We start from the raw sequence: 12,091 nt of genomic DNA, 5'->3' as shown, positions 1-12,091 counted from the left end.
TAGGCGGGTCATTATGAAACGAAGAATCTACGAACTTAGTCAGTTTGAGTCAGGCAGCGAAGACAGTGAGCTTTGGGAATTGTTTCACGACAATTCGAAGGTTGAGCTGAATTCTCCCATTGTTCCGCCTGATGAGGTCTTATCTAGGATGGCGCAGACTTCAGATTCTCTCGAATATACCGCTAAACAACAAATTCCACTTCCAGCATTGGATGTTGATGAACCGGGTAGCGTGCTACAGCAACTCATTAATCAAAGAGTGAGTGAGCGCGAGTGGACGCTGACAGAAATCACGTTCGCAGAATTATCAAAAATACTGCAGGGATACTGTATTACGCGAAGTAACGAAGACACTGAATTTTTACAGCCGTTTCGGGCGGTTCCGTCTGGTGGAGGGTTATTCCCTTTGGAGCTCTATATCAATGTCCACAACTGTGTTGATCTCGACCCCGGCATTTATCATTTTTCCCCAAGATCAAATTCTTTGGTCAGGATGGTGAGGGGAGATCAGACTGCGAAGCTCGCTGATTGCTTTGTCCAGCAAGATGTTATTTACAACGCCGCTATTACTATATTGCTGACCGGGATGTTTTCGAGATCTACCTTCAAGTACGGCAATCGAGGCTACCGTTTTACGCTAATGGAAGCGGGCCACTTGGCGCAAAACTTTTGTCTCTACGCGACTGATATGGGGCTCAGTAATTTATGCATGGGGGGGTATTTTGATCGCAAGCTAGACAAACTTCTAAATTTAGATGGCGTCACTCAGTCGGTTGTCTATGCCTTTTCGGCGGGCAGAAAAATTTCAGAGGGTTCTGTTTGAATATGAAACGAGGAGAGCTGATCGAAGCCCCTCTGTTTACAGGTTTTGCGCAGGTTTCATTTGAAGGGCTACTTTCAGCGCTCTCTAAAGATACGCTTTTAGTGGCCGATTTGTCTGCTGTTAGTTCGGAAGGTTTTTCAGCGGCGCACCAGTTAGCAGGTCAGCTGCAGCTGGAGCTCTCATCGAATATTTTTGGCCGCTCGGTCAATCAGTCAAGTTCACCTTCAGAGCGCGTTGCAGCATGGGTGGATGCAGAGGGACGTGGAGACGCTTTGATTGCCAAAGCCCATGCCCTTGCTGTGTCGATTGCCGCTGCGGCCAGCGAGGTAAATGCGCAGTGTCTCATTATATTACCCGTCTCGGGTAAGCAGGTATGCGAAGAGGAAAATTGGTTTATTTACTTTCTTGCCTCTGCCCTGAGTGCTGAATCAGAAAAGTTATCGTTCCTGTGCGGCGAGGGGTTGGCCGTCGGTTACGCGTTTCAGGGATTGAAAATAAAATTGGCTTCAGCGGGAATTGAAGATGACGCGACTGACCTCAGCGGCGAAATATCACCGCTGTTTGCTATTTTTCCGGGAGTTCTAAACCAGCAACAGGTGGTGCAGTTGGCTTCCGAGGGGCTCCTCGATAATGTTGCACTTTTGCCGTTGCTGGGTGGGCACTATTTAATCGCGCCGGCACACCGACGTGTCATTACCGATCTAAGCGATGAAGAGCTGAGTCTTGCGTACGAGCACGCACTGCTATTGCCAGATAACGTAAGCATCTTGGCTGGATTGGATCTGTTTAAGCTTGAACGCGGGCTCAATATAGGCCTGCCATTGTCAGAATTAGTGGCCTCAGCATGGCGGTTATGCGGCGAGGGAGGACTAGACACCGCAGAATACTTTTTTGGAGTGATTGCGGCTTACCTCAAGCGTCATTCTTACGATGAGTACCTTGCTGTGGCGGTAGAAATGCAGAGCTTCCGCATCTCTGCTCAAAGATTCAACCTGGCGGCAACATTTGAAGAGCCAGATCAACAATTAGGGGACACCCGACTGTGCCAAGATGTCTTTTTCACCTTGGGCTGGGCTCGCGTTTTGAGTGGAGACCCAGCAGGGGCTGCTGATGCTTTTTCACGGGCTGGGCATAGAGAGATCAAAAGTGCCGCAAATGCTATTGATTTATATTTACTGAATATTTACGCGCTATCCCTGCTTCGCAATGGTGACTGGGACGCGGCAATGAGAATTGAGCTCGACATTAGCAAGCGGCTGGCAATTTTGCCCGAGCCGGACTGGCATCTAACCTACATCAACAACTTTAATCTCGCACGGCTATATCGGATACATGGTGAATACGACGACGCCCTCAGTCATATTAGATTGGTTTTGGCCACCACCGAAGGTTTGCAAACGGACAGCGACCACATTTACTTCAACCTAACCTTAGGAGATTTAGAAAGCCGGCGAGAACGCCATGCTGAGAGTCTGGTTTATCTATGGCGCGCAGCAATGCACTTCTTGTGCAACCCTGTTCCCGAAGCTATTGGTTGGCGAACCCTAATGTCCCTGATGGGACGGCGTGATACCGTAGATTCCAAAATGCCTCATTTCTTTGCTGCAGCGTTATGTGACAAGTTGGCTGGCGCGGCTGGTCAGGTAGGGGTCGCAATAACAGAGGGTGAGAGCGAGACCCCATTTTATTACTCAGAGCACGGGTTAGGATTGGGAAATGAGGCTTGCACCATCGTGCGGAGTTCTCACTTGGGAGCTTTGGTTGTGTCTCCTGAAGATTTTGGGAATTCCAGCTACGATTCACCGGCTTACAAACGTCTGCGCAGCCTTGCCATTCAAGTTTTTGAAGCCTTTTCGTTTCCCGGTTGGAGCCTGCCTGCCGGGTCTATTATGTTCTCTCCCGCAAGTGTGGTTGAGTTAGACCTGAAAGCACCAAGTGAATTTGCCTGTCTGGCTCTCAAGTATGGCATCAAAAATTCGGTATCGGCGGAATGTAGCGGCGAAGCGTTGGACCTTGACAAGTTATCCCGCAATATTTGGCTAAATCTTACTCCCGCTATTGCCAGCGTAGTGAAAACATCGGGTGACTCCGGAGCCTCGGTATCCTTTAAACGCTACAGAGAAACATTAGAATTGCGTGGCTGGGGACCTGGGTTAGTGCTGGCGCTGTCTCAAGGTGGTGCTATGACTATTGCGGATGCTATTGCAAAGCAGATATTAAAGCAGGACGAGACCGGTCTAAGAGGTCTTGGTCATCAGCTAGGTCGCTTGGAATCACAAGGCGTGATCACACTTAGGTTTGAATAACTTCTGGAGCCCCTTTTTTGCACTTGTCCCGCTGGTACTTGCTTACGCCAGTTACAGATTTACAGTCAGAGCCTTTGGAGGGGGGGGGCGTGAACCAAAGGTTGGTTTGATCTTGTCCTTACTAGTGACCTTGCTTTCAACAGCCACTCAACCCGGTTTCGCAATATTGTGGTTCTTTGGTGAGCAAAAGGGGGGTAGTACCCTCATTATCTCATTGAAAGCGCGGGTGGCCGCACTTCTTGTGACCTCGGCATCGTTGGTGCTGTTGTTATGTGGTCTGGCATTGGCACTGGCACAGCTGGCCTCGCAATTTTATCAGGGGGCCGTTACAGAGATCCTACAGGTATGCTATTCAGCTTGCTTTACCATGTTGGGGACCGCTGTCCTGCCGCTGCCGGGTAGCGCGCTGCTGTTATCTTTTGCTAGGTTCCTGCCCGTTATACTTTCTTCACCAGTGGTCGCAGTGGCTGCGTTTAGTTTGGGCATTTACGGGTTGACCGATTTGTCTGCGCGTTCACAGTTGCCGGAGTGGGTATTTAATGAAGCTGCTTGCTTTTTAAACACTATGATGTGTCTCAATTAAGGCGTGACGAGAGTTTTAGTCGTCGCTGTCATCGTCATCGTCATCGTCATCGCTGTCACTATTACTAGGTTTCGATGCCGCTGCAATCCCAATCGCGCCAACTTGCTTAACACTGTTTTCAAAAATCCGTGTTGCTTCTTTTTGAGAAAGACTGGAATTCTGGATGAACTCGCAAACCCGATATAGCAAGTCTGACGCAATGTAAGACGCGTCGCCTCTGGCACTCATGGAATCGGTTACCGCGTCAGAGGCCGAGGCACTGTCTCCCTTTGCACTCAAACCCAGTGAATCTGATGCTCCAATAAACCCATTGCTCGGGGGCGACTGACATATTTGATGAGAGGGTTTAGCGGTGTTAACAACGTGGTGTTGATAATCAAGTGGCGAGGAAATTAACGCGAAACTTCCCACGCGTCGTTCCTCTGAGCCTTCGAGCACTTCCGTAGAACTACAACCGAGAATGGGAAGCAGCACTACGGCGGTGAATATCATCAAGATAAGTTTCATATAACCCCCACGGCTATGATGACTACATGTGATCAAAACGGCGTCGGACAGTATTGATTGAGTCTGAAAGTAATCTAGCATATTGTACTCTTAGACATGTAACTTTAGAGCAAAGAGATATGGGTTGGAAAGTTCCCTGCTCCTCGGCGCGTTTGACCATGGGTTTGCTCCTAGGGTGTGTCTTAATATCCCCGTTTTCTAGCTCAGCCGCGCAATTCCCCGATTCCGGTGCTGGCGTGGCGTTGAAAGAAGTCGTAGTCGTAAAGCAGTCGATCACATTAAAAGAAAGGGAATTGGGGGACAGAAACTTCTACGCCCTCACTGACCTAGGGCGACTGATACCTTCGCTACAAACTTTCGTGGCAGGCGGAGGAGCCGGCGCCGGCTTGTATTTGCGGGGTGTGGGCGCCAGTCCTTTGAGTGCAGCTTTCGACGCGTCGGTTCCTATCATCATCGATGGGGTTTCGTTATTGCCTGCCGGTATATTGCAGGCGGGTCAAGCAGATATCAGCACCATAGAGGTGCTGTCCGGTCCCCAAGGCCTAACTTATGGCCGAGGGGCCACTGGGGGGGCTTTAATCGTCACTAGCAACGACCCCGGTGAAGAGTTTGAGGCCAAACTCAGCGCCAGTTATCTTCCCGAGCACCATGGGGCTATGCTCCAAGGAATGCTCTCTGTGCCAATAGGCTCAAAGTTTGGAGCGCGTTTAGCGGTATCTGCACGAGAAGATAATGAGCTTCGCCAGAATGTGGTGGGTGCCCCAAGTTCAACCGTTGATTTTCGTGGCAGGGAGTCTGTGGATGCCCGTTTGACGCTGCTGTGGAATCCTAATTCGGACTTCCGTGCCAAGCTTAAGGTTTCCGGGTCATGGAGTGAAAATGACGGTCCGAACTGGATGGCTCAAATGCGTTGTCCAGATGGAGAACTTCAAACTACCCGCGTGTCTTCGGAAGGGTCCTTTGGGACCCCGCCTCCAACGTGGTCATGTCGCGCTGATGGGACCATAGCATTCCCAGATAATCAGGTTTTACTACCCGATCCAGATTATTCCACCTGGCCACTTTGGAACAATGGCGTTCCCTATGAAGAGCAAGAAGCAGCGCTCGTATCTTTGCAGCTAGATTGGTTTTTGAATGATGAATTCTCAGTGCAAGCAATCTCAGCTTATGGGGCGCTAAAATCCGATTCGATGGACGTCTACGACTACGCTATGGGATTTGGGTCGGCGCAATACACCAATGAAACCACTGGATGGTCTCAGGAGTTACGGATAATGACTCATGCCACACAAGGTTTGAACATTATTGCCGGGGCTATTTATCAAGATACTCGTCAAGACTATTTGGCTGGCCAGAATCCAATGAGTTATGGGCTTAGCGCCGCTGACCTTTATACTGGCAACGCTTACGATTGGGATCGTTGGCAATTTAGCAAGAATCAGCACTGGTCGGTTTACGCTAGGCTGGGTTGGGATATGAGCAAAAACTTGCATCTCAATGCGGGTCTTCGTTATTCAGAAGATCAACGATCTTCTCGTATTACCATACCCTATATAAACGCATGGTTGCAGGCTGATGACTTCCCCTTGCAAGGGACGACCCTGCAAAAGGGCCTCGACTTCGCCGGAGACCAGTTAACTCCTGAGGTGGTACTAACTTGGACTCCGCAGATCGGGCTTAAGTTGTATGGAGCGTTTCGCAGCGGGTATAAGTCTGGTGGTATCGATACCAGCAAGATGCCTTATCCCGGTTTTGACCAGTTAAGTCCTGATGCGTTTATTTTCGATAATGAAACCGCCGAGGGATTTGAATTTGGAGCCCGTTGGCATAGTCGTTTGAATTTTCAATTGGCAGTAACAGCACATTTCCTTGAGTATGATGATATTCAGTTGCAACAGTTCAACTCGAATAATTTGCAGTACGTGACTCCCGAGGGTGTAGAGGCGACTTCAGAGGGCTTTGCAGTTGACCTGATGTGGCGAGATAGGAGCGGTAGCTTTGGATTACAAGCTAATCTTGCGTACGTCGATATAAAATTCTCAAGTGAGTTTACCAATGTAGAGGGTGATAGCCTGAAGGGCGATCGGGTATCTAGAGCGCCTCAGAACACGGCAGATTTGCAAGCAGACTACCAGTTTGACCTTCAGGGTGGCTGGCAGTTCAGAACAGGTGTTCATGCCCGATATCATGATAGCTACCCACTTGACGATATTCGAGGAGCGCCCCAGCAGCAGTCATTTATTCTCTATGATGCTTTTGTTGCATTTGCCTCTCCTGATGATAACTACGAGCTAAGCGTGTTGGGGCTAAACTTATCCGATGAACTTTACGGTATGAGTGGTATGGCAAGACCGTTTGCCTGCCCCGGGGAATGCTATGCTCCTACCTACCCGCTGTCACAGTTTGATCAGGTAATTACGTCAGCTCTGGGTAGGCAATATGTAGTCCGTTTAACAGTTAAATTTTGAACAACTTATCCAGGCTGTCCGCTTCCTGTTAACCACTACAAGGTGCCTGAGCTACAGGGAAGTCAGGAGGAGCTAAGACCTCTGAGCTAACCTTGTGACGCGCAGAAAGCCACCTAAAGAGCTTGAGGGGGGGGAGGGTGTCACGTGGCCAACTTGGGTAAGCTCCGGTAGCCTCTTAATGCAGAGGCCAGAAATTTGTTTGCTGTGCCCGAGTACATTGCCTACGCGAAAATCTTAACTACTCGCGCAGCTCGCGTGGAAATAAACAAAGAAAACAGCTATGTCTGTAGCGGGGGTGCTTTGATAGATAAATGGCGGTGGGCGTAGGATTCGAACCTACGGAGGATCACTCCTCAACGGTTTTCAAGACCGCCGCTTTCGACCACTCAGCCAGCCCACCAGATCTTTGAACTGAATGTCCAAAGGAGCGCGCATTATAGCGATCAGGACGTTGGCATCAAGCTGATGTGACGATTACTTGCATAAAAACGTAAATCTAGGGGTATTCCGTCGCGCCAAAGCGACGCTTCTAGGGCAACAAACCAGACTTTTCTCCGTTTAACTGCAAAACAACTCGCAGGTTTTCGAGGTGGATTTGCGACTTGCCTCACAATGCTTGGACGTTTTTGTAGTGCTTTTTCGCCGTTGGCTTCCAATCCCTACTGAATTTACAGAGACTCAGTAGTGAACTTTGAAATGCGCGCGGTGGCCTTGTTCATTGCTCGCTCAAACAAAAACGCATTCGCTGGGAGTAGACCATGAAACTTTGTTCATCCTTATTGCTGTTGCTGGGTCTTTTTATCGCGAGTTTTTCTTATGCCGATAACGCAATGACGCCGGTTGTGAGCGTCGTAAACGTCGAGACTTCGAATCCCGCTGCATATAGACAATATTTAAAAGATAACCCGGGAATTTTTGAGGCTCTCGGTGCTGAATCTGGTGGCACATGCACCACGGTCAGCGGACATCGTTACCCTGGGCAAGCTTTTGCCTTTAGTTTTTACAATGACGCGAGTTCGGCTTTTAAAGCTGCCACCAAGTTTTCACAAACCCCACGCAATGCCGAACTGGAGGCTATCTCGTCGGTGGTATCCGCAGAATTCTACGCGGTGCTCAAGCCTTTCACACTGCCATCGGGTTTTGAACGCCGTTATCAGATTGTTGTGAATGATGCGTCTGCGTACATCGCCGCCGCCACGAAACTTGAGAAGGCAATGCAAGACAATGGGCACAAGGTAGAGGTTGGGATTTTTCAACCCATGGGTAATGGCCACCAAAAAGCAAACTTGTTGGATGTGCGGATATTTGCCGTGGAGCCTGAAGTGGCAGGAATGATGGTTAATGACTTTTTGCAACGCAAGGCGTGGGCGCTTGAACCGTATGGTGAAATGTTAGCCACCATCGAATCCCTCGAATTAGATACTTTTGAGGACTGTGTGCAGGTTTACACGGCCAACTAACTTAACGACTGTGGGCCTGTCTGGCTGCCTGATTTTATTCATGATTAAGCAGTGCGCAGGCTTGCAACTTGGAGCACCCACTAATAGGAGTCATCACATGATGCAGAAACTAACTAAAGTGTTCGGGACGCTGTGCATTTCATTGGGGTTGTTGTTTGCGACGCTGGCAGCACAGGCTTTTGAGCCGACCGGCGAGTCTTTTCCTGCCAGCTTCAAAATGACAAGTTGGACCAGCAGCGCTTCAGGTAGCAGTCTCACAGCCGAGGGTGTTGTTGGTGAAGGCTATGGCAAGGTCTATTTAAGTTACGACTTTGTGAGTAACTCTGCTGATCGTAACAAGGGCAACTTCTCAGGAAACCTCCGATCCATAAATCAAGACGGCGTCATGATAGCTGCAACGCTTCAAGGCATCTGGAAACGCAACGGTAAGTCCGTAATGATGTACACCCTAGATGAATTCTCAAACGGAGACATGATTTACGCTGAGGGCGTCATCGATTTAATCGAGGGAACGTTAAATTTCACGGCGTTTCCTATCGATTGATGGCTGTCTCGTGGAGGCATGCAAGGGCTAGTTGAGGGCCTTGAATGCGGGCTTTGGTTGCCCGTTTACTCAGACTCTGAAAATTGTTGATAAAAAAAGGGGCCTGTAAGGCCCCTTTTTTTTAGTTGGCTTGAACATCTGGCAGTGCGTCATCTTCAGACGGTGCTTCGGGGGAATCCTTTGGCGCCGTGAACGACAGTCCAGCTTTTGGTCCTCGAGGATCATTGCTTGCCCTTGGAATATCTCGGCTGACAATACTTACGGGTGGGGCTTCTTGCTCGAGGAACAAGGCCTGCCGCAATGTCTCAACGTTGACGTCGCCGATGGGTCTGGGTTCAACTCGCGGATCGTTAACCGCTCGCCCTGCAGCCGTAACCCCAGAACGGTCGATTTCCTGCATCGACTGTGCAGCTTCTGATGCTACCTCTTCGGGTTTAACCTCTGCTGATGCGCCCGCGATTGTTGGAGGCTCGGATGCAGCCTCCACAGGTTGTGGAGTTGGCTCAGGGCTGACAGTCTCTGCGATTTCAGCGGTGCTCTGGGCATCTTCCGTTGGTGCCACCTCTGACGGTACCTCCGTCTCGCTGACGTTATTTGCAGCCTCGCCTAAGAGGTCGATTTGGTCTGTCACTGAACCCAATGCTTGGGAGGGAGACTCTGCCACAGCATTTGCAGCGGCCTCTGCTGGCGCTTCAGCCTCGACGGCTTCGTTTCTTACAGCGACAACATCTGCGCTTGCGGTATCTTCGGGCGTTGCAAGTTTAGGACCTCTCTGACGCCGACGTCGGCCTTCGCTACGTTTATCAGAAGGTCTGTGTCGTGCGCTTTCTGGGGTGTCTTCAGTGTTTGCAGCCTGTACCGATTGATCATTCGAGTCGGCGCTGTCCTCGTCTTCGTTAGCACTGGCATCTTCCTGAGTGGCAACTTCAGAGCCTTCAGATTGCAGACGCTTCTGACCGCCACGACGACCACGACGGCGGCGATTGCGCTTAGGTCGATCATCTGCATCGCCGTCAGAGTCCCCAGAGTCTGCCTGTTCTGGTTCTGCGGCAGATTGCTCTGCATCGCTGGCATCGTCGATAGAGCCGTCTGATTCTGGGCGTCGGCTGCGGGTGCGGTTTCTGCCTCCACGGCTTCGGCGCTGACGATTGGAGTTTTCTTTGGATTCAGGGTTTTCCTCGCTCGCCGTCGCTACAGCCTCACTTTCTTCTGCGGCGTTGGGTTCTTCAGTGGTTGCCGGCGCGAACAGTGCCCCCCACATGCGACTGAGCATGCCGGCTTTTTGTGGAGCCCTAGCAGCGGGCTTTGGCGCGGTAGTGACAGGCTCTGCGGGTTGAGTGGGCTCCTCAGGCTCGGCGGCAACCGGTGCCGGCCCCTGAGGGGTTACGCCACGAACCAAGGGCTGTGGAGCTGCAGGCACTGCGCTTACCTCATCTCGCACGGCGATAGGGTCTGGGGCCGCTACAGCCACCTCATAGCTAAGCGTCGTGGTTTCTTCCACTTCGTCGTCACGGAGTCTGATGACGTCGAAGTGGGGCGTCTCCATGTGTGGGTTGGGGATTATCAAGACCCTCACACCGCTAGAGTTTTCAATGTCGTTGACGGCGCTTCGTTTTTCATTCAAGAGAAATGCGGCTACTTCTACAGGCACTACCGCTCTGACTTCGCCGGTCCGGTCCTTGGCCGCTTCTTCTTGCAGTAGTCTCAGAATGGCCAGGGCGAGTGATTTTGTGTCTCGTATCGTGCCCTTACCAGTACAGCGAGGACAGACCATGGCGCTGATCTCACCCAAAGACGGCCTGAGCCGTTGACGAGACATTTCCAGCAACCCAAATCTAGAAATTCGACCCACTTGCACGCGAGCTCGATCGACTTCGAGGGCATCCCGAATTCTGTTTTCCACGGCGCGTTGGTTTTTATTGGCATTCATATCAATAAAGTCAATAACGACCAAGCCACCCATATCTCTCAAACGGAGTTGTCGAGCGACTTCGTCGGCTGCCTCTAAGTTGGTTTGCAGCGCTGTCTGCTCAATGTCAGAGCCCTTGGTGGCGCGAGCCGAGTTGATATCGATAGAGATCAGTGCCTCGGTGGGGTCGATGACGATTGAGCCGCCAGAGGGAAGTCGAACCTCACGTTGAAATGCGCTTTCTATTTGCCCCTCAACTTGGAAGCGGTTGAAGAGGGGAATGGAGTCTTCATAGAGCCGTATGCGTTGAGCATATTTCGGCATAACCATCGTGACGAAGTCGTGGGCCTGTTGCCACGCGGCTTTATCGTCGATAAGCACCTGATCAACGTCATCGCGCAGGTAATCGCGAATAGTACGAATAATGACATCGCTTTCCTGATACAACAGCACAGGGGCTTTATTTTCGTCTGATGCCGTTGAGATAGAGCTCCATAGCTGTAGGAGGTAGTCCAGATCCCACTGTAGCTCTTCTGGACTGCGCCCAACCCCGGCTGTTCGGATAATGACACCCATACCGTCAGGAATATTCAGTTGCGATAAGGCGTCCCTGAGTTCACTGCGGTCATCACCCTCGATACGGCGAGATATGCCGCCGGCCTTGGGGTTGTTAGGCATCAAAACCATGTATCGGCCAGCCAGACTGATATAAGTGGTGAGCGCGGCTCCCTTGGTGCCTCGCTCTTCCTTGTCCACTTGTACAATGACTTCGGTGCCTTCTTTGAGCACATCCTTGATGCGAGTTTTGCCGTCACCATCGGGGGCTGTGCTGCGGTAATACTGGTGGGCAATTTCCTTCAGCGGTAAAAACCCGTGGCGGTCGGCGCCGAAGTCTACGAAAGCGGCTTCTAGGCTGGGTTCAACCCGCGTGATTTTCGCTTTATATACATTAGCCTTTGTGGAACCTCGCGATCGATTTTCGATGTCGAGGTCGTTTAGGCGTTGTCCATCCACAAGAGCAACCCGAATCTCCTCGGGTTGTGTGGCGTTAATGAGCATTTTCTTCATGATTATTGTCCAATGGGCGAAGCCACCGAACAGGTGCGATACCCCGGGACAGGGTAAGAAAACAAGCAGGGTTTCGTGCGCTTGTGCGCCCAACCCAGATCTGTGGGTCCTCCACAGATTTAATGTTGCCGTCGGCACCGTCTTTGTGACGAAGCCAAAAAATCACACCGCGTTCGTTGTATTCGCGGGTTAACAAAAGCCCTCTGCGTACCCCGCTCTGACGGGGAGATGTCCTCAAATAGCCCGGAGTGGTCACGGTACAGGCAGGAGCGCGTTTAAATTTTCAGGGAGTATTCGGTCGCTGGCTGCAGCACCCTCGATACGTATTTTCTGGAGGGGAGCGGCGGATCAGGCTACTCTATCGGCCTGAGAGCGGGAGGCGCACCGGTCATTCACATTTATGCCGGGCCTTCCAAAACACCA

Annotated in this window: 8 protein-coding genes and 1 tRNA gene; 6 read left to right on the top strand and 3 right to left on the bottom strand. The window is 51.0% G+C overall.

The window, feature by feature from the left end:
• Positions 1–13 precede the first annotated feature (13 nt).
• From ACMAY6_RS08170 to ACMAY6_RS08160, 3 genes are all read left to right on the top strand, one after another.
• Positions 14–823: a SagB/ThcOx family dehydrogenase gene (locus ACMAY6_RS08170; protein ID WP_435210873.1), complete on the top strand. Its 810-nt coding sequence runs from the start codon at positions 14–16 to the stop codon at positions 821–823.
• Positions 820–3,129 carry a tetratricopeptide repeat protein gene (locus tag ACMAY6_RS08165; protein ID WP_435210871.1) on the top strand — a complete coding sequence of 770 codons (2,310 nt, stop codon included), beginning with the start codon at positions 820–822 and terminating at the stop codon, positions 3,127–3,129. The genes ACMAY6_RS08170 and ACMAY6_RS08165 overlap by 4 nt, the downstream gene beginning before the upstream one ends.
• Before the next feature lie 112 nt (positions 3,130–3,241).
• Positions 3,242–3,712 (top strand): hypothetical protein, encoded by a 471-nt coding sequence (locus ACMAY6_RS08160; protein ID WP_435210870.1) that lies wholly within the window; start codon positions 3,242–3,244, stop codon positions 3,710–3,712.
• Between the two features lie 15 nt (positions 3,713–3,727).
• On the opposite strand, the gene ACMAY6_RS08155 is transcribed toward ACMAY6_RS08160, so the two are convergent.
• On the bottom strand, positions 3,728–4,219 hold the full coding sequence (locus ACMAY6_RS08155; RefSeq protein ID WP_435210868.1) for a hypothetical protein: 492 nt from the start codon (positions 4,217–4,219) through the stop codon (positions 3,728–3,730).
• A 119-nt stretch (positions 4,220–4,338) separates the two neighbouring features.
• Between ACMAY6_RS08155 and ACMAY6_RS08150 the strand changes: the two genes are divergently transcribed.
• Positions 4,339–6,687, top strand: coding sequence for a TonB-dependent receptor (locus tag ACMAY6_RS08150; protein ID WP_435210867.1), 2,349 nt, complete (start codon positions 4,339–4,341; stop codon positions 6,685–6,687).
• A 312-nt stretch (positions 6,688–6,999) separates the two neighbouring features.
• On the opposite strand, the gene ACMAY6_RS08145 is transcribed toward ACMAY6_RS08150, so the two are convergent.
• Positions 7,000–7,087 (bottom strand) — tRNA-Ser (locus ACMAY6_RS08145).
• 358 nt (positions 7,088–7,445) lie between these two features.
• On the opposite strand from ACMAY6_RS08145, the gene ACMAY6_RS08140 reads away from it, so the two are divergent.
• Both ACMAY6_RS08140 and ACMAY6_RS08135 read left to right on the top strand, forming a co-directional pair.
• Entirely contained in the window at positions 7,446–8,147 is a 702-nt protein-coding gene (locus ACMAY6_RS08140; protein ID WP_435210865.1) for a hypothetical protein, read from the top strand.
• Between the two features lie 97 nt (positions 8,148–8,244).
• Positions 8,245–8,691 (top strand): hypothetical protein, encoded by a 447-nt coding sequence (locus ACMAY6_RS08135; protein WP_435210864.1) that lies wholly within the window; start codon positions 8,245–8,247, stop codon positions 8,689–8,691.
• A gap of 121 nt (positions 8,692–8,812) precedes the next feature.
• Here ACMAY6_RS08135 and ACMAY6_RS08130 read toward each other — a convergent pair whose 3' ends face one another.
• Entirely contained in the window at positions 8,813–11,668 is a 2,856-nt protein-coding gene (locus ACMAY6_RS08130; protein ID WP_435210862.1) for an Rne/Rng family ribonuclease, read from the bottom strand.
• Positions 11,669–12,091: the final 423 nt, after the last annotated feature.

The organism is Luminiphilus sp. nBUS_16, assembly GCF_051201645.1.
In the GTDB taxonomy this organism is placed as follows: domain Bacteria; phylum Pseudomonadota; class Gammaproteobacteria; order Pseudomonadales; family Halieaceae; genus Luminiphilus.
This window is presented reverse-complemented; position numbering and strand designations above follow the sequence as displayed.